The sequence below is a fragment of the Variovorax sp. PDC80 genome, assembly GCF_900115375.1.
In the GTDB taxonomy this organism is placed as follows: domain Bacteria; phylum Pseudomonadota; class Gammaproteobacteria; order Burkholderiales; family Burkholderiaceae_C; genus Variovorax.
Window position 1 is genome coordinate 323,905 of record NZ_FOWG01000009.1, and the last position, 20,698, is coordinate 344,602.

General features: G+C 68.9%; 16 protein-coding genes and 1 CRISPR repeat array. Of the genes, 4 read left to right on the forward strand and 12 right to left on the reverse strand.

The features are described from left to right. Positions 1–11: 11 nt before the first annotated feature. The 11 genes from BM109_RS25825 to BM109_RS25875 form a co-directional block, all read right to left on the reverse strand. Positions 12–953 carry an ABC transporter permease gene (locus tag BM109_RS25825; protein WP_093349056.1) on the reverse strand — a complete coding sequence of 314 codons (942 nt, stop codon included), beginning with the start codon at positions 951–953 and terminating at the stop codon, positions 12–14. Positions 954–1,065: 112 nt separating this feature from the next. Continuing rightward, positions 1,066–2,661, reverse strand: a complete 1,596-nt coding sequence (locus tag BM109_RS25830) for an ABC transporter substrate-binding protein (RefSeq protein WP_093349059.1) — start codon at positions 2,659–2,661, stop codon at positions 1,066–1,068. Positions 2,662–2,667: 6 nt separating this feature from the next. Beyond that, positions 2,668–3,207, reverse strand: a complete 540-nt coding sequence (locus tag BM109_RS25835; RefSeq protein ID WP_093349062.1) for a MarR family winged helix-turn-helix transcriptional regulator — start codon at positions 3,205–3,207, stop codon at positions 2,668–2,670. Positions 3,208–3,429: 222 nt separating this feature from the next. Next, positions 3,430–4,884: an N-acyl-D-amino-acid deacylase family protein gene (locus tag BM109_RS25840; protein WP_093349064.1), complete on the reverse strand. Its 1,455-nt coding sequence runs from the start codon at positions 4,882–4,884 to the stop codon at positions 3,430–3,432. A gap of 34 nt (positions 4,885–4,918) precedes the next feature. After that, positions 4,919–5,911, reverse strand: a complete 993-nt coding sequence (locus BM109_RS25845; RefSeq protein ID WP_093349067.1) for an ABC transporter ATP-binding protein — start codon at positions 5,909–5,911, stop codon at positions 4,919–4,921. Beyond that, complete coding sequence (locus tag BM109_RS25850) at positions 5,908–6,966, reverse strand: ABC transporter ATP-binding protein (protein WP_093349296.1); 1,059 nt, start codon at positions 6,964–6,966, stop codon at positions 5,908–5,910. Before BM109_RS25850 ends, BM109_RS25845 begins: the two co-directional genes overlap by 4 nt. A 13-nt stretch (positions 6,967–6,979) precedes the next feature. After that, on the reverse strand, positions 6,980–7,885 hold the full coding sequence (locus BM109_RS25855) for an ABC transporter permease (protein WP_093349069.1): 906 nt from the start codon (positions 7,883–7,885) through the stop codon (positions 6,980–6,982). Between the two features lie 26 nt (positions 7,886–7,911). Further along, a complete protein-coding gene (locus BM109_RS25860; protein ID WP_093349072.1) occupies positions 7,912–8,847 on the reverse strand; it encodes an ABC transporter permease in 936 nt (311 codons plus the stop codon). 33 nt (positions 8,848–8,880) lie between these two features. Beyond that, positions 8,881–10,467 carry an ABC transporter substrate-binding protein gene (locus BM109_RS25865; RefSeq protein ID WP_093349074.1) on the reverse strand — a complete coding sequence of 529 codons (1,587 nt, stop codon included), beginning with the start codon at positions 10,465–10,467 and terminating at the stop codon, positions 8,881–8,883. Positions 10,468–10,528: 61 nt separating this feature from the next. Beyond that, positions 10,529–11,980 carry a M81 family metallopeptidase gene (locus BM109_RS25870; protein ID WP_093349077.1) on the reverse strand — a complete coding sequence of 484 codons (1,452 nt, stop codon included), beginning with the start codon at positions 11,978–11,980 and terminating at the stop codon, positions 10,529–10,531. A 56-nt stretch (positions 11,981–12,036) separates the two neighbouring features. Further along, positions 12,037–13,203: an NAD(P)/FAD-dependent oxidoreductase gene (locus BM109_RS25875; RefSeq protein ID WP_093349079.1), complete on the reverse strand. Its 1,167-nt coding sequence runs from the start codon at positions 13,201–13,203 to the stop codon at positions 12,037–12,039. Between the two features lie 247 nt (positions 13,204–13,450). On the opposite strand from BM109_RS25875, the gene BM109_RS25880 reads away from it, so the two are divergent. Beyond that, the gene (locus BM109_RS25880) at positions 13,451–14,161 is read left to right on the forward strand and encodes a helix-turn-helix domain-containing protein (protein WP_093349082.1); all 711 of its coding nucleotides are present in this window, start codon (positions 13,451–13,453) and stop codon (positions 14,159–14,161) included. 100 nt (positions 14,162–14,261) lie between these two features. Here BM109_RS25880 and BM109_RS40915 read toward each other — a convergent pair whose 3' ends face one another. After that, on the reverse strand, positions 14,262–14,696 hold the full coding sequence (locus tag BM109_RS40915; RefSeq protein ID WP_143129258.1) for a hypothetical protein: 435 nt from the start codon (positions 14,694–14,696) through the stop codon (positions 14,262–14,264). A 155-nt stretch (positions 14,697–14,851) separates the two neighbouring features. On the opposite strand from BM109_RS40915, the gene BM109_RS25885 reads away from it, so the two are divergent. The 3 genes from BM109_RS25885 to BM109_RS25895 are packed head-to-tail and all read left to right on the forward strand — an operon-like array spanning position 14,852 to position 18,938. Beyond that, positions 14,852–16,171: a c-type cytochrome gene (locus tag BM109_RS25885; protein ID WP_093349084.1), complete on the forward strand. Its 1,320-nt coding sequence runs from the start codon at positions 14,852–14,854 to the stop codon at positions 16,169–16,171. Next, the gene (locus BM109_RS25890; RefSeq protein ID WP_093349087.1) at positions 16,168–16,653 is read left to right on the forward strand and encodes a (2Fe-2S)-binding protein; all 486 of its coding nucleotides are present in this window, start codon (positions 16,168–16,170) and stop codon (positions 16,651–16,653) included. The genes BM109_RS25885 and BM109_RS25890 overlap by 4 nt, the downstream gene beginning before the upstream one ends. Then, positions 16,650–18,938, forward strand: a complete 2,289-nt coding sequence (locus BM109_RS25895) for a xanthine dehydrogenase family protein molybdopterin-binding subunit (protein WP_093349089.1) — start codon at positions 16,650–16,652, stop codon at positions 18,936–18,938. The genes BM109_RS25890 and BM109_RS25895 overlap by 4 nt, the downstream gene beginning before the upstream one ends. A 144-nt stretch (positions 18,939–19,082) precedes the next feature. Next, a CRISPR array of direct repeats spans positions 19,083–20,613; the repeat unit is 28 nt; unit sequence TTTCTGAGCTGCCTACGCGGCAGCGAAC. Positions 20,614–20,698 lie beyond the last annotated feature (85 nt).

Genomic DNA, 20,698 nt, shown 5'->3' on the forward strand with positions numbered 1-20,698 from the left:
GCGGGAGGTCGTCAGTAGCGGATGCGCGGATCGAGCAGCAGGTAGCTCAGGTCCACCAGCAGGTTCACCACCACGTAGACCAGCGAGAAGAACAGGGTGATGCCCTGGATCAGCGGGTAGTCGCGCGAGAGCACGGCGTCGACCGTGAGCTGGCCCAGGCCGGGAATCGCGTAGATGGTCTCGGTGACAACCACGCCGCCGATCAGGCCGGCCACGCTCAGGCCGATGACGGTGGCGATCGGCACCGCCGCGTTGGCGAGTGCGTGGCGCAGCAGCATGCGCCATTCGGCAATGCCCTTGGCGCGCGCGGTGCGCACATAGTCCTCGGTCAGCGCTTCCGACACCGAGGCACGCGTGACCCGCGCGATCAGCGCCGCATACATCACGGCCAGCGTGATGCAGGGCAGCACCAGGTTGCGCAGCCAGGGGCCGACGCCATCGGCGATGCGGCTGTAGCCCTGCGAGGGCAGCCAGCCGAGCTGCATCGAGAACAGCCAGATCATCGCGTAGCCGGCCACGAACACCGGCACCGAGAAGCCGAGCACCGATGCGCCCATGATGAAGCGGTCGAGCCGGCCGCCGCGCCGCGATGCGGCCAGCACGCCGAGCGGCAGCGCGATCAGCACGGTGAGCACCACCGTCACGGCCGCGATCGACAGCGTGGGTTCGAGCCGCTGGCCGATCAGGTCGGTCACGCTCATGCGGTAGAAGAAGGAATGGCCGAGGTCGCCGCGCAGCACCTGGCCGAGCCAGCGGGCGAACTGGACCAGGATCGATTCGTCGAGCCCGAGCTGCATGCGGATGCGCGCGATGTCCTGCGCGCTGGCCGCGTCGCCCGCGATGGCGGCGGCCGGGTCGCCGGGCGTCATGCGCAGCAGCAGGAAGACGATGACGGCCACGATCAGGAGCACGGGCGCGGTGGCCAGTCCGCGGCGCAGCAGGAAGTTGAGCATGGAGAGATCCCATGAATGAGCGCCGGGCACCCGGCGCGGGCGTGACAGGGCCCGCCCGGCTGCCGCGGGGGCGCAGCCGGTCAGGAGCGACGAAGGGACGGGGCGGCGGCGCTTACTGCGGCGACTGCTTCTTCTGCACGTTCCAGTACAGCACCCCCGGCGAGGGCAGCAGGCCGGTGATCACGCCGCGGCGCACGGCCGTGGGTGCCCTGACTTCGCCCAGCGGCGCGAGCACGCCGTTGTCGAGCACCAGCTGCTGGATCCGCGTCGCGATCTCCTTGCGCTGCGCGAGGTCGGTGGTGGCGATGAACTTCGACTTCAGCGTCTCGAGCTCGGGCACGGTGGGCCAGCCGAAGTAGCCCTGGTCGCCGTTGCCGGTCAGCGGGCTGTAGCCGATCGGGCTGCTCGCATCCACGCCGCCCCAGAAGGTGATGAAGGCATTCCAGCCGCCGTTCTCGGGCAGGTCCTTCTTGGTGCGCCGGGTCACCAGCGTGGCCCAGTCGGTGGTCTGCACGTCGACGTTGAAGCCGACCTGCTTGAGCAACTGGCCGTACACCGCCGGCAGCTTGTTCAGCGCGGGCGAGTCGCCCGGCAGCAGGATGACCACGGGCTTGCCGTCGTAGCCCGATTCCTTGAGCAGCTTGCGCGCTTCCTCGAACTGCGGCTTGCCGGTGTAGAAGCCGGTCTTGTCGCTCGCGTAGGTCGAGCCGCAGAGGTAGATCGAGATGCAGGGCTTGTAGAAGTCGCGGAAGGTGGCCTGGGCGCGCAGCAGCGCCTCCTGGTTGATGGCGAGCATCGCGGCGCGCAGCGCCTTCGGGTTGTCGAAGGGCGGCACCTTGTGGTTGTAGACCACGGTGTAGGGGCCCGCGGGCATCACGTCGACCAGCTCGATCTTCTCGTTGGTACGCATGCCGGCATAGCCCGAGCTGGGCACGGTCTCGAGCATGTCGACCTCGCCGTTGAGCAGCGCGTTGGCCTGCGTCTGCGGGTCGCGCAGCAGCACCCACTCGACGCGGTCCACGTGCACCACCTTGCCGCCGGCCAGGCCCGAGGCCGGTTCCTTGCGCGGCACGTAGGCCGTGTTCTTTCGGTAGACGATGCGGTCGCCGGGGCGGAAGTCCTCCTTGGCGAGCGTGAAGGGACCCGAGCCGATCATCTCCTCGATCTGCCGGTCGGCCGGCGTGTCGGCCACGCGCTTGGGCATGATGAAGGGCACCAGCGGATTGGGCTTTCCGAGCGCGTCGAGCACCACGCCGAAGGGCTGCTTGAAGCTCATGCGAAAGCCGTTCGGGCCCTCGGCTGCGATGCTGTCCATGGCCTCGTACATCTTCTGGCCCAGCGTGTCGCGCTTGGCCCAGCGTGCGAGCGAGGCGATCACGTCCTGCGAGGTGACCGGCGCGCCGTCGTGGAACTTCAGGCCCGGGCGCAGCGTGAAGGTCCAGACCTTGTTGTCGGCGCTCGCGCTGTACTTGTCGACCATCTGCGGCTTGATCGCACCCTTCTCGTCCATCGCGAACAGGGTGTCGTAGATCATCAGGCCGTGGTTGCGCGTGATGTTCGCCGTGGTCCAGATCGGGTCGAGGATCTTGAGGTCGGACGAGGGCACGGTGCGAAGCACCGTCTCGGCGCCGGCGCCGGCGCCGAAGGTCAGGGCCAGTGCCGACAGGGCGGCTGCCGCGGCGTGGCGCGGCGAGAGATGGAGTGCCATGGAGCCTTACTTCTTTCGGGAGGGAGCGGAGGACGGAGGAACGGGGGCAGGCGGCGATTCCTTGCTCTCGCGCAGTTGCTGCAGCAGGAATTCGAAGATGTCGCGCGTGCGCTCCTCGGAGTCGATGAGCTTGCGCAGGATGCGGTGCAGGCTGTCGACCTCCGCGGCGCTCAGCGTGTCGAGGAAGCGCAACTCCATCTCGTGGCCGAGGGGCTCGGCGCGCAGCACCATGTCGAGGCCGCTCTCGCTCAGGCACAGGCAGATCTGCCGCGCGTCCTCGGTGCCGACGTGGCGCTCGACCAGTTGGCGCTGAACCAGCGAGCTCACCAGCTTTGAGACCAGCGTCTTTTCGATGCCGCAGGTCTGCACCAACTGGCCGATGGTGATGCCGGGCGCGCCGCCGATCATGCGCAGCAGGCGCACGTCGCGGATCGAGATGCCGAGCTCGATCTCGTAGACCCGCGAGCCGCGGTCGCGCGTGCGCTCCGAGGCAATGTCCATCAGGACGTTGAGGTAGTCGGTCTTGAGTTGCAGCGGGGCGTGCATGAGCTTGTAGGAGAAATCTTCAATAGTTGAAATATTCAACTATCTTGGCGACCTATGCAAGCTCCGGGCCAGATGGCGAGGGAAATCCCCTAGGACGGGGACTTCCGAGGGAAATCAGTGGAAAAGAGAGGCAGCGGACCGTCGAGACCGCGCCCGGGCATCACCGATCCGGTGCGCCGGACGCACCGGCACAGCGCCCGGTGCGTCCGCGCGCGCATCCGGTCAGGCCGCGTCGCGCCGCACGATCACCTGCCCATTGCGCGCTCCGCTGTGCGCCCCATCGCGCCAGGTCAGCGCGCCATTCACGATCACCGCCTCGATGCCTTCGGCCGCCTGCGTTGGCTCCTGGTAGTTCGCGGTGTCGCGCACCGTCTTCGCATCGAACACCACCACGTCCGCGTGGTGCCCGGGCTTGAGCGTGCCGCGCTCGTGCAGGCCGAAGTTGCGCGCGGTGAGGCCGGTCATCTTCCACACCGCGGTCTCGAGCGGGAACAGGCCGACGTCGCGGCTGTAGTGGCCCAGCACGCGCGGGAAGGTGCCCCACAGCCGTGGATGCGGCTTCTCGCCGAGCGGAATGCCGTCGGAGCCGATCATGGTCTCGTCGAAGGCGAGGATGCGCTGCACGTCGTCCTCGTCCATCATGAAGTAGATCGCGCTGCCGGGCTGCAGCCGCTTGGCAGCCTCCTCGCCCGACACGCCCCAGTCGGCCGCGATGTCCTTGAGGTCGCGGCCCGCGCATTCGGGATGCGGCACGCTCGATGCGATCAGCACGCGGCCGTCCATCATGCCGCGGTCGGTGCGGATCATGGTCGAGCCGGCTGTGTAGGGATAGCAGTCGAGGCCGATGCACTGGTGCTTCATCGCCTCCTGGATGAAGGGCAGCGTGACCTTGGTCTTGCCGTGGTTCTGCACGTTCTGCACCTTGTGGTGCGACACCACCACCGGGATGTCGAGCGCGCGGCCGATGGCGAAGGTCTCCTCGAGCGACTCCATCACCCGGTCGGCCTCGTCGCGCATGTGGGTCACGTAGAGCGCCTTGCGCGACGTGAGCGGGCGACCCACCTCGATGATCTCCTCGGTCGTGGCCTTAACCGCGGGCGGGTAGAAGGTGCCGGTCGACAGGCCGATGGCGCCGGCCTGCATCGCTTCCTCGACCAGCGCCTGCATGGCAGCGATCTCGCTCTCATTTGCGGGGCGGTCGAGGTCGGCCATGGTCACGGCGCGCAGCGTCGAATGGCCCACCATCGCCGCCACGTTGACCGAGGAGGGCGTGGCGCGCAGCGCGTCGAGGTAAGCCGCGAAGGTGGTGAAGCGGCCCTCGACCGGCGAGTCGAGCAGGCTCAACGGCATCGGCAGGTCCATGTCCTCGCGCAGCGGCGCGGCGCTGATGCCGCAGTTGCCCGCGATCACCGTGGTCACGCCTTGAGAAACCTTGAACGGCATCTGCGCCTGCGACAGCACCGCCTGGTCGTCGTGCGTGTGCGAGTCGATGAAGCCCGGCGCCACGATGCGGCCCGTGGCGTCGAGCACCTGGTCGGCCGTGTGGCCCTCGAGCTTGCCGATGGCGGCGATGCGCCCGCCCGAGATGGCCACGTCGGCCTCGAAGCGCGGCGCCTTGGTGCCGTCGATCACGGTGCCGCCGCGGATCAGCAGGTCGTGGTGGGTGGGGTTCGACATCGCGTTTTTTCCTTTGTCTGTTGTGAGTGCGTGTTCAGCGGAAATGGCAGGCCACCAGGTGGCCCTCGGCCTCGCGCGGCGTGAGCACGGGCTGCTGCTCCTTGCACACGGCCTGCGCCATCGGGCAGCGGGTGTGGAAGCGGCAGCCCGAGGGCGGGTTCGCGGGGCTCGGCGGATCGCCCTGCAGCAGCATGCGCCTGGCGGGCGTGCGCGGGTTGGGCACCGGCACCGCCGACAGCAGGATCTCGGTGTACGGATGGCGCGGCGCCGAGAACAGCGTGTCGCGGTCCGCGATCTCGACGATGTGGCCCAGGTACATCACGGCCACGCGGTGGCTGATGTGGCGCACCACCGCGAGGTCGTGCGCGACGAACAGGTAGGCGATGCCGAACTCGGCCTGCAGGTCCATCAGCAGGTTCACCACCTGCGCCTGCACCGACACGTCGAGCGCCGACACCGGCTCGTCGCAGACGATCAGCTTGGGCTGCAGTGCCAGTGCGCGCGCGATGCCCAGCCGCTGGCGCTGCCCGCCCGAGAACTCGTGCGGATACTTCTTCGCCGCCTCGGGCCGCAGGCCCACGCGCGAGAACAGCCAGCGCACGCGCTCCTCGCGCGCGGCCGCGTCGGCGCCGCCGAAGTTGCGCAGCGGCTCGGCCACGATCTCGCCCGCGGTCAGGCGCGGGTTGAGCGAGGCGTAGGGGTCCTGGAAGATGATCTGCAGGTCGCGCCGGCGCTGGCGCATCTGCGAGGGCGACAGTCCCACCAGCTCCTCGCCGTCGAGCTGCACCGAGCCCGCGCTCGGCTCCACCAGCCGCAGCACCGACTTCGCGGTGGTCGTCTTGCCACAGCCCGATTCGCCGACCAGCGCGAGCGTCTCGCCGCGCGCCACCGAGAACGAGACGCCATCCACCGCCTGGATCGGCGGCCGCGCCGGCCGCAGCCAGCGCTTGGGCGAAACATAGTGCTTGCGTAGCTCGTGCACGCGCAGCAGCGGCGCGGCCTCGGTCGTCGTTGTCGTCGTGCTCATGCCGCCACCTCCTGTTCGACCGAAGCCGTGGCCCAGCCTTCCTGCACCGCGAAGCAGGCCACCACGTGGCCGCCGTCGGCGTCGTTCGCATCGCCCTGGCGCGTGAGCCGCGGCGTCTCGTGTCGGCAGCGTTCGCGCGCCGAGGCGCAGCGCGCCGCGAAGGCGCAGCCGCGGCCCAGCTCGTGCGCGGCCGGCACCAGCCCCGGGATCTCGGTGAGCCGCGCGCTCGCGGTGTTCATCGCGGGCATCGAGGCCATCAGCGCGCGCGTGTAGGGATGCAGCGGCCGGTCGAACAGCTCGACCACCTCGGCCTCTTCGACCTTCTTGCCCGCATACATCACGACCACGCGGTCGCAGCTCTCGGCCACCACGCCGAGGTCGTGCGTGATCATCACCACGCCCATGCCCAGCTCCTTCTGCAGCCGCTTGATGAGGTCGAGGATCTGCGCCTGGATCGTCACGTCGAGCGCCGTCGTGGGCTCGTCGGCGATCAGCACCTCGGGGTTGCAGGCCAGGGCCAGCGCGATCATCACGCGCTGGCGCATGCCGCCTGAGAGCTGGTGCGGGTACTCGTTCACGCGCCGCTCGGGCTCGGGGATCTGCACCAGCCGCAGCATCTCGACCGCGCGCTGCAGCGCCTCGGCGCGGCTGGCCTTCTGGTGCAGCTGCACCGTCTCGGCGATCTGCCGGCCCACCGTCAGCACCGGGTTCAGCGAAGTCATCGGCTCCTGGAAGATCATCGAGATGCGGTTGCCGCGGATCTGGCGCATCTCGCGCTCGCTCAGCTGCATCAGGTCGGTGCCGCGCAGCCGCACCGCGCCCGCGTGATGGCCCGGCGGCGTGGGCACCAGCCGCAGGATCGACAGCGCGGTCACGCTCTTGCCGCAGCCCGATTCGCCGACCACGCCGAGCGTGCGGCCGGCGCGCACGGTGTAGGACACGCCGTCGACCGAGCGCACCACGCCGGCCAGCGTGTGGAAGTGGGTGCGCAGCGCGTCGACCTCGAGCAGCGGCTCGCCGGTCGCGAGCGCGACGCGGGACAGGGGAGTGGTCATGGGGCGTCGTCCCTCAGAGTTGGCGCGCCAGGCGCGGATCGAGCGCATCGCGCAGCCCGTCGCCCACGAGGTTGATCGCGAGCACCGTGGCCGCGAGCAAGAGGCCCGGGTACAGGATGATGTGGAAGGCCACGGCGACGAAGTTGCGCCCCTCGGCCATCATGTTGCCCCAGCTCGGCGTCTGCGCGGGCACGCCCACGCCGAGGAAGGACAGCGCCGCCTCGGTCAGCACCGCGGCCGCCGCGACGAAGGTCGACTGCACGATCAGCGGCGCCACCATGTTGGGCAGCACGTGGCGCCACAGGATGGTCGGCAGCCGCGTGCCCACCGCATGCGCGGCCTCCACGAACAGCTGTTCGCGCAAGGTGAGCGCCAGCGAGCGCACCAGCCGCACCACGCGCGGTATCTCGGGAACGGTGATGGCCACGATCACGGTCGTGAGGCTGGCGCGCGTGACCGCCATCAGCGCGATCGCCAGCAGGATGCCGGGGATCGCCATCAGCCCGTCCATCACGCGCATCACGAAGCCGTCGATGCGGCGCACGAAGCCCGCCAGCAGACCCAGCACGATGCCGAAGACGGTGGCCAGCACGGCGACCGAGGCGCCGACGATCATCGACACCTGGCCGCCCCACACCGCGCGGCTGAACACGTCGCGGCCCAGCGCGTCGGTGCCGAACCAGTGCTCGGCCGAGGGCGGCTGCATGCGCGCCAGCGGGTCGATGTCCTGCGGGTCGTGGGTGGCGATCCAGGGCGCGGCGATCGACAGCGCGGCCACCGCCAGCAGCAGCAGCAGGCCGACGATCAGCGTCGGGTGCTTGCGCAGCCAGCGGAAGCGTGGCGGGACGAAAGGCACGATGTCGGCTTCGGTGCTGACCGGTGTGCTTGCCGATGTGAGGGGCGTGTCGCTGTCGCTCATGGGGAGTACGGTGGACATGGCGCGGTTCAGTACTGGATGCGCGGATCGAAGAAGCGGTAGCTCAGGTCGATCAGCAGGTTGATCAGCACGTACACGCCGGCCGACAGCAGCAGCACGCTCTGGATCACGGGATAGTCGTGGCGCTGCACCGAATCGATGACCAGCCGGCCCACGCCGGGGATCGCGAACACCGTCTCGGTGACCACCACGCCGCCGATCAGCAGCGCGATGCCCACGCCCACCGTGGTGGCGATCGGGATCGCCGCGTTGCGCAGCGCATGGCCCAGCACCGGCAGCACGCCCAGGCCCTTGGCGCGCGCGGTGCGGATGTAGTCCTCGTGCAGCACCTCGAGCACGGTGGCGCGCGTCATGCGCGTCACCAGCGCGATGTAGACCAGCGCCAGGTTCACGCAGGGCAGCACCAGCCCGAGCAGCCAGTCGGCCGGGCTCTGGCCGAAGCGCACGTAGCCCTGCACCGGAAACCACGGCAGCTGGATCGCGAAGGCGTAGATCAGCAGGTAGCCGACCAGGAACACCGGCACCGAGAAGGCCAGCACCGCGAACAGCATCACCAGCCGGTCGATCCAGGTGCCGGCGCGGTAGGCCGCGAGCGTGCCCAGCGGCACCGCCACCACCAGCGTGATCGCCATGGTGAGCACCGCGATCGACACCGTGGGCTCGAGCCGCTGCCCGAGCAGCTGCGACACCGGCACCTGCGTGAAGATCGAGGTGCCGAGGTCGCCGGTGGCGAGCCGGCCAAGCCACAGCGCGAACTGCTGCCACAGCGGCAGGTTGAGGCCGAGCGCGGCGCGCAGCTTCTCGATGTCCTCGCCGGTGGCGAGGTCGCCCGCGATCAGCGCGGCCGGGTCGCCGGGCGAGAGGTGGATCAGCAGGAACACCACCACGGCGACCACCGCCATGACCGGGAGCGTCGAGAGGAACCGACGGAGGATGTAGCCCATGGCTTCGAGGTTCTCGTGGCTGGGGAGAAGGGCTTACTTGTCGAGCATCCAGACCGTCGGCATGCCGGCCCAGAGCTTGTCCACGCCCTTGAGGCTGGAGCGCGCGGCGAACGCGGCCGAGTACTGGCCCGCGTTGATGTAGGGCACGGCCTCGTAGGCGCGCGACTGGAAGGCGTCGAGCAGTTCCTTGCGCTTGGCCGGCACCGTCTCCTTGAGCCAGGCGGTGCGCAGCTCGTCGAGCTTCTTGTCGCAGGGCCAGCCCGGCAGGCTGTTGCCGCAGGCCGCGCTCAGGTAGGCGTTGGCGATCGGCGAGTTGGCGTCGAACTCGCCGGCCACCGTCACGTACATGTTCCAGCCGCCGGCCTCGGGCGCATCGCGCTTGGCGCGGCGCGCGCCGATCGAGGCCCAGTCCATGGTCTGGGCATCGACGTTCAGGCCGATGCTGCGCATGGTCTGCGCGGCCATCAGCGCCTCGGCGTTGAGGTAGGGCACGTCGCTGGGCACCAGCAGCACCACCTTCTCGCCCTTGTAGCCGGCGTCGGCCAGCATCTTCTTGGCCTTGGCCACGTCGGCCTTGCGGAAGGGCTCGGCGCCGGCCGCGGTCTCGTTCGGGCTGCCGCAGATGAAGTAGGTGGCGCAGTAGCTCATGCGCATGTCGAGCGGATAGCCCATGGCCGCGACGAAGCGCTCCTGGCTCACGGCCTGCAGCAGCGCCTGGCGCACCTTCGGGTCGTTGAAGGGCGCGTGCAGCTGGTTCATCACCAGGAAGGCCTGGTAGGCGCCGCCCGAGCCGATCTTGACGTTGCTGTCGGTGCGCAGCGGCGCGATGTAGTCGGGCGGCAGCTGCTCGACCAGGTCGACCTCGCCGCGCTTGAGCGCCGCGACCGCGCTGTTGGCGTCGGGCAGGTAGAGCCACTCCACGCGGTCGAAGCTGGTCTTCTTACTGCCCGAGAGGCCGCTCGGCGGCTCGCTGCGCGCCACGTAGTTGGTGTTGCGCACGAACACCGCCTTGTTGCCCGGCACCCATTCGTCGCGCTTGAAGACGAACGGGCCCGAGCCCACGACCTCGGTCAAAGGCGCGGTGGCCGGCATCTTCGCGATGCGCTCGGGCAGGATCACCGGCGGGAAGCCCGAGGGCTTGGCCAGCCCGTCGAGCACCATGCCGAAGGGCTCGGTCAGCGTGAGCGTGAAGCTGTGGGCGTCGACCGCCTTCCATTCCGCGCCGCTGGCCACCATCGCGCGGCCCAGGCTGTCGCGCGCGGCCCAGCGCTGCAGCGAGGCGATGGCGTCGGCCGAGGTCACGGCGCTGCCGTCCGAGAACTTCAGGCCCGGGCGCAGCGTGAAGCTCCACTGCTTGCCGTCCTTCGAGGTGCTGTACTTCTCGACCATCTGCGGCTGCGGCTTGCCGTTCGCGTCCTGCGCGAACAGCGTGTCGTAGACCATGTAGCCGAAGTTGCGCGAGATGTAAGCCGTGGTGAAGGTCGGGTCGAGGATCTTCAGGTCGGCATGCGCGACCACGCGCAGCGTCTTGGGCTGCTGCTGGGCCGGCGCGTGCAGGCTCGCCGTGGCGAGGGCGAGTCCGCCGAGACAGGCGGCGAGAAGGCGGCGTGGTGAAGTCATCGCGGAACTCCGTGGGCTGAGGAAAAGAAAAGGGAACGAGGGAGAAAGAAAAAACGAGGCGTCAGGCCGTGGCGCCGATCGGCCACTTGGGCAGCCGCGCCTTGCGGTAGGGCAGGGTGCTGAGGTCGAGCGTGACAGCGCCCGGCGCACCCGCGTAGATCACGTGCCTGGCGACCTTCGAGTACGAGGCATAGAAGTGCTGCGAGGACTTCACCACCACGATCTTCTTGGCCGCGAGATCGCAGCCCAGTTGCGTGAAGAGGTCGGTGCCCATCGCCTGGTTGCGCAGCGTGATCAGCACGATCTCGATGCCGTTGGATTCGACCAGCGCGCTGTCGCCCATCAGCACCGGCGTGCCCGCCAGGCCGGTCATCACCAGGTCGCGCTGCAGCGCCTTCACCGTGCACTCGAGGTCGATCGGGTCGCCCGACAGCGGGCTGATCTTGCCGCCGATGCGCATCGTGAGCTTGGCGCCCACGCCCGCATCGAAGGCGATGCGCACCGCGATCGGGTCCCACATCGGGCCCAGCGCCGCATTGGTGATGCCGCGCTCGACCATGCGGCGCAGGATGAAGGTCGAATCGCTGGCCGCGCCGCCGCCGGGGTTGTCGGCGCCATCGGCCAGCACCACCGGGCCGCCGTCGAAGGCCAGCGCCGCGTCGAGCGAGGCGTCGATGCCGGGGTAGGGGACCGTGAGCGCGTCGCGCATCGCGATCACCTCGTCGGCCAGCTGGCGCGCCAGGGCCTGCGCCTTGGCCGCGTCGCCGTCGGTGTAGACCAGCAGCTTGGTGCCCATCTCGGGCACGTCGCCCCAGGAGAAGCCGTGCGTGAGCGAGACCGAGAGCACGCCGTCCCTGCCCTCGAGCGACTGCATGCGCTCGACGAAGCCGCGCGCCGGCTGGCGCGAGGTGTGGACCGTCACGATCATGTCGCAGTCGACCATCGCGGCCACCGGCTTCACCTTGCCCTCGACCTGCGCCGCGCAGATGTCGACCAGCTCCATGCCGCGCTCGAGCACGTCGGTGTGCGGGTACTCCTTGAACGAGATCATCAGGTCGGCATTGGCCACCATCTCGGGCGTGAGGTGGTTGTGCGGATCGAGCTCGGCGCCGATCACCACCTTCGGGCCCACGATCTCGCGCACCCGCTTCAGCAGGTCGCCTTCGCAGTCGTCATAGCCGTCGGCCACCATCGCGCCGTGCAGGCCCAGCAGCACCATGTCGACCGGCAGCACTGCGCGCAGGTCGGCCAGCAGCTCGTCGCGCAGCGTCTCGTAGGCATGGCGCGTGGTCGTGCCGCTGGGCTGCGCGCCGGCCACCATGCCTTCGAACAGCGTCCAGCCGCGCTCCTTGCCGCGGATGCGCGCGGCCCACAGCGGGCCCGAGAACAGCGTCATCGCTTCGGGATGCTTGCCGGCGGGGAAGTAGCCGCGGTCCTTGAACGAGGCCAGGCCCGTGGGCATGGGCGCGAAGGTGTTGGTTTCGGTGGCGAGGGAGGCACTGAAGACACGCATGGGGTTTCTCTTGTTCTCGGGTTGGAGGGAAGAAGGAAGAAAGGGGGCGCCGCGCCTCAGGCCGCGACCTTGCTGCGCAGCCGCTGCGGCCCGAGCATCTCGGCCGTGAGCCCGAAGCCCGCGATGCGCTCTGGCAGCGGCAGCCCGCGTGCCAGCGCCGCGCAGGCCTCGCCCATCGCGGCCGAGGTCTGGATGCCGTAGCCGCCCTGCGCCGCCACCCAGAAGAAGCCCGGCGCCTCGGGATCGAAGCCGCCGACTAGGTCGCCGTCGGCCACGAAGGAACGCAGGCCGGCCCAGGTGCGCGTGGGGCGGCGGATCGAGAGCGTGGTCACCTGCTCGATGCGGTCGATCGCGATCGCGATGTCGAGCTCTTCGGGCTGGATGTCCTGCGGCTCCACCGGGTCGGCATTGGCCGGCGAGCCGAGCAGCATGCCGGCGTCGGGCTTGATGTACCAGTCCTCCTCGGCGCCGAAGACCATGGGCCAGCGCGCGGCCGTCGCGGCCTCGCCCTCGGGCGGCGCGAAGATGAAGGCCGAGCGCCTGCGCGGCTCGATGCCGATGGGCGGCACGCCCGCGAGTTGCGCCACCGTATCGACCCAGGCGCCCGCCGCGTTGAGCAGGACCGGTGCCTCGTAGCTGCGCCCGCCGGCCTGCACGCGCCAGATCTCGCCCACGCGCTCGATGGCCGTCACGCCCGCATCGCACACCAGCTGCCCGCCCGCGCGCCGCATGCCGCGCAGGTAGCCCTGGTGGATCGCATGCACGTCCATGTCGGCCGCATCGGGTTCGTAGACCGCGCCGATCACCTGCTCGGGCCGCAGCGCCGACACCATTGCGCATGCTTCGTCGGCACCGAGCCGGCGCGGATCGCCGGGCATGCCCTGCAGCACTTGCCAGTGTTCTTCGAGCTGCGCTTCCTGACCCGGGCCCGCGATCATCATCGCGCCGCGCGGCGTGAGCAGCGGATGCTCGGCGAAGCCCGGCGGCGGGTTCTCGAGAAAGGCGCGGCTCGCCATCGTGAGCGCGCGCACCTGCGGCGTGCCGTAGCTCTCCATGAACAGCGCCGCCGAGCGGCCCGTGGAGTGGTAGCCGGGCTGGTTCTCGCGTTCGAGCAGGATCACGCGGGCATGCGGCGCGAGCCAGTGCGCCACCGAGGCGCCGGCGATGCCGCCGCCGATCACGAGGAAGTCGGCGGTGGCGGTGGTGTGTTCGGTCGTTGTCATCGCGGCGGAGTGTAGGAACAAATTTGCGTATCCGCAAATTATCGAAAGCCCTGAGTTCCTTTGGCATCGTCTCGTGCAGAGTGAGGACGCGGCGAGGGGCCCAGGACGCTCGTTGCACCATGGCGGTGAAATTTGCGTACTTGCAATTTGCGCATACGCAAATTCCGGGCCCGGCCGCGGCGGCCTGGCGGTGGAGGGGCGGCGGATGGACTGGCAGAATCCTGCGCATCACAAGAGAGAGCCAAGCGTGAATCCACATACAGGGACCAAGCAGGCGGCGAAGCCGAAGGAGGCCGCGCCCACGCTGGACCGCACCACTTTCGGTTATCGCCTGCGCACCGCGCGCAAGCGTTTCGGCTGGACGCTGGCGCAACTGGCCGAGCGTTCGGGCGTGTCGATCACCACCATCTCGCGCGCCGAGCGCGGCCAGCTCGCGCTGGGCTACGAGAACTTCACCGCCCTGGGCCGCGCGCTCGACATGGACATGAACGCCATGTTCGCGGGCGCCGGCGTCAAGCCCGCCCAGTTCGACGGCCCCGTCGTCACGCGCGCCGGCAAGGGCGTGGTGTACCGCGGTCTATCGATCGCCTACGAGTTCCTCGGCACCACCGCCGCCGGCAAGCAGATGAGCCCCATCGTCGGCGTGGTGCACGCGCGGCGCATCCACGGCCCCGAGGACTTCGTGCGGCACTCGGGCGAGGAGTTCGCCTATGTGCTCTCGGGCGAGATCGAGGTGCACTTCGACAATGGCGAAGTGGTGCGGCTGGGTCGGGGGGATTCGCTCTATTTCGACAGCCGGCTCGGGCATGCGTACATCAGCGTGAGCCGGCAGCTGGCGAAGATCGTGGGGATGACGATCGGGGAGAGCGGGCACATGAAGTCGGCGCGGGAGGCGCCGGAGGTGGAAGCCGTGGAGGCGGTGGCGAAGAAGAGGATTGGGCGCGGCGGCAAGGCTTGATGGTGGTGCCGGCCTCTTGTCACCGCTTTGTTGAATCTGCCCATGACCGGGCATCGGCCATCGCCGTGAATATCCCGTCGCGCAGAAGGCGGAGCAAAAGTCAGTTTGCGTCTTGACCTGGCCAGCCAGGGCCACTACGAAGCGAGTCGTCGTGCTCGTCGAAGGCTGACAAGTTGGATTGGAAGATCAGCGGGCCCCCTTGCGCCGCCTGTTTTGCCTGGCCTGCCAGGCTGGCGAAGAGGTCGGAGTAGCCGGGCCAGAACGTGGGATCTCGCCAGCCCGTCGGTCCATTGGCTTCGCTGCGCTCTTGCGCAATCACAAGTGCGGACAGGAAGGCCTCCTGATTGGCAGGCGTGAACGTTCGAGCGTCAAGGCAGCCATAGAGATGGACGCTGGCGTTTTCATCCGAGAGCCATGTTGCGAGCGCATCGTGACCGCGTTCTGCGAGCACCTGCGAAATCTCGCTCAAGATCGTGCGATAGACCCAACCAGCACACCCTATTCCCACGTTTTCAGCGGCGATCAGTACAGCCATGGGGTCTCCGTGATTTCATCCGGCAAAGTGTCGACCAGCATTCGACTCGGGTATCTCCAAGCCCGAACTCCCACCTAATTCTCGCCGCGTAGCATCCGCGCCGCCCACGATGAAGCGATGCGCCGTACGCAAACCCGGCCGGGCAGGATGGACGAATGAACACGAGAAACAAGATCGCGACGCTGCTGGTCGTCGCGGCTGCTGCCGTTGGCGCGGCCTTTGCCTATGCGTGGGAGCCGGCCATCGCGGCCTTGCCCGCGCCACCGCCGCACGGCGGCGATCAGGCGCTGCTGGTGCGAGGCTCGCACGTGGCCAGCACGGGCGACTGCATGGTGTGCCACACGGCCGCCAACGGCAAACCCTTCGCGGGTGGCCTGCCGCTCAACACGCCCTTCGGCACGATCTACAGCACCAACATCACGCCCGATGCCGAGACCGGCATCGGCACCTGGTCGCTCGAGGCCTTCACCCGCGCCATGCGCGCCGGCGTGTCGCGCGACGGGCATCTGCTGTACCCGGCCTTTCCCTACCCACACTTCACGCGCATGTCGGACGACGACATCGGCGCGCTCTATGCGTACCTGATGGCGCGCACGCCGGTGCATGCGCCGGCCAGGGCCAACCAGCTCACGTTCCCGCTCGGCTTCCGGCCGCTGGTCGCGGGCTGGAACCTGCTGTTCCTGCAGAAGGGTCCGCTGCCCGCGCCCGGCACGGCGCAGTCCGACGAATGGCTGCGCGGCCGCTATCTGGTGGAAGGCGCGGCGCACTGCGCGGCCTGCCACACGCCGATGAACCTGCTCGGCGCCGAGAAGGGCAGCCAGCCCTTCGCGGGCAACCTGATCGACGGCTGGGAAGCGCCGCCGCTGAATGCGCTGGCCAGCGCGCCCAGGCCGTGGACGAAGGAGCAGCTCGTGTCCTACCTGCGCACCGGCCTCGCGAGCGAACACGGCGCGGCCGCGGGGCCGATGCTGCCGGTGACGCAGCACCTGGCCGACGTGCCCGAGTCGGACGTGCGCGCGATCGCGACCTACATCATGGGCCTGCAGCCCGCGGCCCCTGCCGTGGCGCAGGCCGAGCCGGCCAAGGCGGCTGCGTCGGCTTCGGTTGCCGCGGCGGCCGTGCCCGCGGGCCAGCGCGTCGATGCCGGTGCCGCGCTGTTCAACGGCTCGTGCGCCGGCTGCCATGGCGGCGCGGCGCCCATGCGCACCATCGGCAACCGGCCCGCGCTCGGCCTGAGCACGGCGGTCAATGCCGACAGCGCGCGCAACGCTATCCAGCTGGTGCTGGGCGGCAACCCGTGGGGCGGCTCGGCATCGGCGCACTACATGCCGCCGTTCGCCGATGTGCTGAGCGACGAGCAGATCGCCGAGGTGCTGCGCTACGTGCGCGCCAGCGCCACGCAGCGCCCGGCCTGGCCCGACCTGCAGAACGAGGTTGCGAAGGTTCGCAAGGAGAAGGAGGCATTGCCGAAATGATCACGCTCACCGTCAACGGCGTCGACCACGCGCTCGACATCGATCCCTCCATGCCGCTGCTGTACGCACTGCGCAACCACCTGAAGCTCAACGGCGCCAAGTACGGCTGCGGACTCGGCCAGTGCGGCGCCTGCACCGTGATCGTCGACAAGCGCCCCGTGTTCTCGTGCCTGATGCCGGTGTCGGCGGTGGGCAAGCGCGCGGTGCGCACCATCGAGGGCCTGGGCAGCGCCGACAAGCCGGCGCCGATCCAGCAGGCCTTCATCGAGCAGCAGTCGGCCCAGTGCGGCTACTGCATCGCCGGCATGGTGATGCGCGCGCAGGCGCTGCTCGACGAGCGCCCGGGCGCCGACGAGGAAGAGATCCGCCAGCACATGCAGCCCAACCTCTGCCGCTGCGGCACCCACATGCGCATCGTGGCCGCGATCGTCGAGGCGTCGAAGACGCTGGCCGGCACCGCGCGGCAAGGAGCAGCGCGATGAGCCGTCCCGCACAGCGGCAGGACGCCGCGCTGCGCAACCCGAGCCGGCGCCACTTCCTGGCCGCGGGCTCGCTCACCGTGAGCTTCTCGCTCTGGCCCGGCGCCGCCGCTCTGGCCCAGCAGGGCAAGCAGGCCACCGAGGCGGGCGCGCCCAGCGCGCTCGATGCCGGCACCGCCAAGCTGCCGGGCGACCTCACCGGCACGCCCATGCTCGACGCCTGGATCCGCATCGACGAGCAGGGCCGCATCACCGTGTGGACCGGCAAGGCCGAGCTCGGCACCGGCATCCGCACCGCCTTCACGCAGATCGCCGCCGAGGAGCTGGGCGTGGCCTTCGAGGCGGTGCACCTGGTGACGGCCGACACCGCCGTCACGCCCAACGAGGGCTACACGGCCGGCAGCCATTCCACCGCCGACAGCGGCACCGCCATCCTCAACGCGGCGGCGCAGGTGCGCGTGCTGCTGGTCGGCTCGGCCGCCGGCAAGCTCGGCGTCGCGGCCGACACCCTCAAGCTGCGCGACGGCGTCATCTCCGCCCCCGACGGCCGCACCCTGAGCTACGGCCAGGCCGTGAGCGGGCTCGACCTGCACCGGCGCGCCGAGCCGCGCTCCGAGCTGGTCGATCCGAAGCAGCACCGCGTCATCGGCCAGTCGCGCCGGCGGCTCGACATCCCGGGCAAGGTCACCGGCGGCGCGAGCTACGTGCAGGACATGCGCCTGCCGGGCATGGTGCATGCGCGCATGGTGCGGCCGCCGTCGTACGGCGCCGTGCTGACCGGCGTCGACAGCGCGGCCGTCGAGAAGATGCCGGGCGTCGTCAAGGTGGTGCGCGACGGCAGCTTCCTGGCCGTGGTGGCGCGGGACGAGTGGCAGGCCATCCAGGCCATGCGCGCGCTCACCGAGGCCGCGCGCTGGCAGGAGAGCGCCTCGCTGCCCACGCCGGCCACCATTTACGACACGCTGATGAAGCTGCCTCGGCAGGAGATCCACGTCGGCGACCGCCATGGCGAGACCGTGCCCGCGGCCAAGACCCTGCATGCGCGCTTCACCAAGCCCTACCTCGCGCATGCGTCGATCGGCCCCTCGTGCGCCGTCGCGCAGTTCGATGCGCAGGGCAAGCTCACCGTGTGGACCCATTCGCAGGGCGTGTTCCCGATGCGCGGCGCGCTGTCGGAACTGCTCTCGATGAAGCCCGAGGACATCCGCTGCGTGCATGTGGAGGGCTCGGGCTGCTACGGCCACAACGCCGCCGACGATGCCGGCGCCGAGGCCGCGCTGATCGCGCGCGCCGTGCCGGGGCGGCCGGTGCGGCTGCAATGGATGCGCGAGCACGAGTTCACCTGGGAGCCCTTCGGCCCCGCGATGGTCACCGACGTGAAGGCCTCGCTCGACGCCAGCGGCCGCGTGGTCGACTGGCAGTACGAGATCTGGAGCAACTCGCACAACCAGCGCCTGGACAACGCCGGGCGCTTCATCTCCGCGCAGTACCTCGCCAGGCCCTTCACGCCGGCGCCGCCCAAGCCCATTCCCATGCCCGAGGGCGGCGGCGACCGCAACAGCCTGCCGCTGTACAACTTCGCCAACTACAACGTCGAGCACCACTTCCTGCCCGACATGCCGGTGCGCGTGTCCGCCATGCGCGGTCTCGGCGCGTACATGAACGTCTTCACCATCGAGAGCTTCATGGACGAGCTGGCCGCTGCCGCGGGCGCCGATCCGGTCGAGTTCCGGCTGCGCCACCTCGACGACCCGCGCGGGCGCGACGTGGTGCAGCTCGCGGCGAAGAAGTTCGGCTGGGACCCCAAGCGCAAGCGCGTGCCGAACCGCGGCGTGGGCTTCTCATTCGCCCAGTACAAGAACCTGATGAGCTACCTCGCGCTCGCGGTCGAGGTGTCGATCGTTCCGGAGACCGGCGAGATCCGCATCGAGCGCGCCATCGCGGCCATCGACTGCGGCCAGGTCGTCAACCCCGACGGCGTGCGCAACCAGGTCGAGGGCGGCATCCTGCAGTCGGCCAGCTGGACCCTGTACGAGCAGGTGCAGTACGACGCCCAGCGCATCCGCAGCTACGACTGGAGCCGCTATCCGATCATGCGGTTCTCGGACGTGCCGCGGCAGGTGGAGGTGCACATCATCGATCGGCCCGGGGCGCCGTTTCTGGGGACCGGCGAAGCATCGCAGGGGCCGGCGCCTGCGGCGTTGGGGAATGCGATTGCGGATGCTACGGGGCGGAGGTTGCGGGGGTTGCCGTTGGCGGCGGGGCGGAGGCTTGGGGAATACAGCTAGGGTTGAGGCTGTGGAAGCTGACAATGGGTACTATGACCTTGAAGATTCGGTGTGGGGAGGTCGCAGCTCGCGCTGGTGTTCGCAAATGATCCTCAGAAAAACCTTGGCTGTCGCGGGCTCAACTGGTTCAGTCTTTCGGCTCGATTTCCGAGCGGCCTACGCGGCAGCGAACATCACCGTGACCTCGGGCAGCCAAGTCGACGATTTCTGAGCTGCCTACGCGGCAGCGAACCACGCCTCACCTCCAGGGCTCGTGCTCTTGAGTTTCTGAGCTGCCTCCGCGGCAGCGAACCCGCGCTGCGCATGGACCTGGCCCACCAGCGATTTCTGAGCTGCTTACGCGGCAGCGAACACCGGCAGCGTCGCATCGGTGCCGTCGTTGAATTTCTGAGCTGCCTACGCGGCAGCGAACCGCCCTCTCCACTGCCGCGCTCGAGAGCGGGTTTTCTGAGCTGCCTACGCGGCAGCGAACAAGCAGCACCAGCCATCCGGCGGCGGCATGTATTTCTGAGCTGCCTACGCGGCAGCGAACGTGCAGTTTGCGCCCGCGGCGATCCCGGTCGATTTCTGAGCTGCCTACGCGGCAGCGAACTCGACATCGGTCCGCCGCCACGTCGCCGAGCTTTTCTGAACTGCCTACGCGGCAGCGAACCACCCAGCCGCTCGTTTGGTTCGGCGCGTCGATTTCTGAGCTACCTACGCGGCAGCGAACACCGCCAGGCCGGCAGCCACTATATTCATGATTTTCTGAGCTGCCTACGCGGCAGCGAACGCCTCCTTCCCGTCCGAGCTCGTGCTCTTGAGTTTCTGAGCTGCCCACGCGGCAGCGAACACCATGGCGCGCACGGCGCGCGCCTCGGCGTACTTTTCTGAGCTGCCTACGCGGCAGCGAACCGTTACGGCAAGTCTCCGGGCTGGCTGCGAGTTTTCTGAGCTGCCTACGCGGCAGCGAACGGAGGAGAAAGTGTCTGTGGTGTCGGCGACGTATCTCTGAGCTGCCTACGCAACAGCGAACTCGCCTGCATTGGTGGAGAGGGGTTTATCCATTTTCTGAGCTGCCTACGCGGCAGCGAACTGCTTTCCTGCGGTCTCTTGTGGTTTCCATTCTTTCTGAGCTGCCTACGCGGCAGCGAACTCTGCCGTGACAAGAAGCGTTGCGATTTCGGTTTTCTGAGCTGCCTACGCGGCAGCGAACGAGATCGTTTCGGGCCTCTACCGTCGATTCAATTTCTGAGCTGCCTACGCGGCAGCGAACATCGCTCGGCAGATTCGGGGGGATGGGGGGAATTTCTGAGCTGCCTACGCGGCAGCGAACTAGAGCACGCTCAGCGCGAAGACGCCCCACTGTTTCTGAGCTGCCTACGCGGCAGCGAACGGCTGTTGAGCAGGGCCACCAGGAACGCATCATTTCTGAGCTGCCTACGCGGCAGCGAACCATGGCGTGCGGTTCAGTCCGAACGGCTCGATTTTCTGAGCTGCCTACGCGGCAGCGAACCGCAGCAGACGCACGTAGCGATGCCCGTCTCGTTTCTGAGCTGCCTACGCGGCAGCGAACCCAGGTGGTGTAGCTCTCGGGCACCTTGCTCGTTTCTGAGCTGCCTACGCGGCAGCGAACCTGGGTCTTGTTCAGCTCCTTCGTGCGGATGCTTTCTGAGCTGCCTACGCGGCAGCGAACAAACCCCCGATAGCCGTAACCCGTTGTGCCAAAAGAAGAAATCTACGACCTACAACCTCAGGCCCAAATCCTGGGCGATTTCGTA

Bases quoted from the DNA above. Each gene is read 5' to 3' on its own strand.
- BM109_RS25870 (WP_093349077.1), bottom strand. From the start codon at position 11,980: ATGCGTGTCTTCAGTGCCTCCCTCGCCACCGAAACCAACACCTTCGCG.
- BM109_RS25825 (WP_093349056.1), bottom strand. From the start codon at position 953: ATGCTCAACTTCCTGCTGCGCCGCGGACTGGCCACCGCGCCCGTGCTC.
- BM109_RS25885 (WP_093349084.1), top strand. From the start codon at position 14,852: ATGAACACGAGAAACAAGATCGCGACGCTGCTGGTCGTCGCGGCTGCT.
- BM109_RS25865 (WP_093349074.1), bottom strand. From the start codon at position 10,467: ATGACTTCACCACGCCGCCTTCTCGCCGCCTGTCTCGGCGGACTCGCC.
- BM109_RS25835 (WP_093349062.1), bottom strand. From the start codon at position 3,207: ATGCACGCCCCGCTGCAACTCAAGACCGACTACCTCAACGTCCTGATG.
- BM109_RS25850 (WP_093349296.1), bottom strand. From the start codon at position 6,966: ATGACCACTCCCCTGTCCCGCGTCGCGCTCGCGACCGGCGAGCCGCTG.
- BM109_RS25895 (WP_093349089.1), top strand. From the start codon at position 16,650: ATGAGCCGTCCCGCACAGCGGCAGGACGCCGCGCTGCGCAACCCGAGC.
- BM109_RS25860 (WP_093349072.1), bottom strand. From the start codon at position 8,847: ATGGGCTACATCCTCCGTCGGTTCCTCTCGACGCTCCCGGTCATGGCG.
- BM109_RS25830 (WP_093349059.1), bottom strand. From the start codon at position 2,661: ATGGCACTCCATCTCTCGCCGCGCCACGCCGCGGCAGCCGCCCTGTCG.
- BM109_RS40915 (WP_143129258.1), bottom strand. From the start codon at position 14,696: ATGGCTGTACTGATCGCCGCTGAAAACGTGGGAATAGGGTGTGCTGGT.
- BM109_RS25845 (WP_093349067.1), bottom strand. From the start codon at position 5,911: ATGAGCACGACGACAACGACGACCGAGGCCGCGCCGCTGCTGCGCGTG.
- BM109_RS25840 (WP_093349064.1), bottom strand. From the start codon at position 4,884: ATGTCGAACCCCACCCACCACGACCTGCTGATCCGCGGCGGCACCGTG.
- BM109_RS25875 (WP_093349079.1), bottom strand. From the start codon at position 13,203: ATGACAACGACCGAACACACCACCGCCACCGCCGACTTCCTCGTGATC.
- BM109_RS25855 (WP_093349069.1), bottom strand. From the start codon at position 7,885: ATGAGCGACAGCGACACGCCCCTCACATCGGCAAGCACACCGGTCAGC.
- BM109_RS25890 (WP_093349087.1), top strand. From the start codon at position 16,168: ATGATCACGCTCACCGTCAACGGCGTCGACCACGCGCTCGACATCGAT.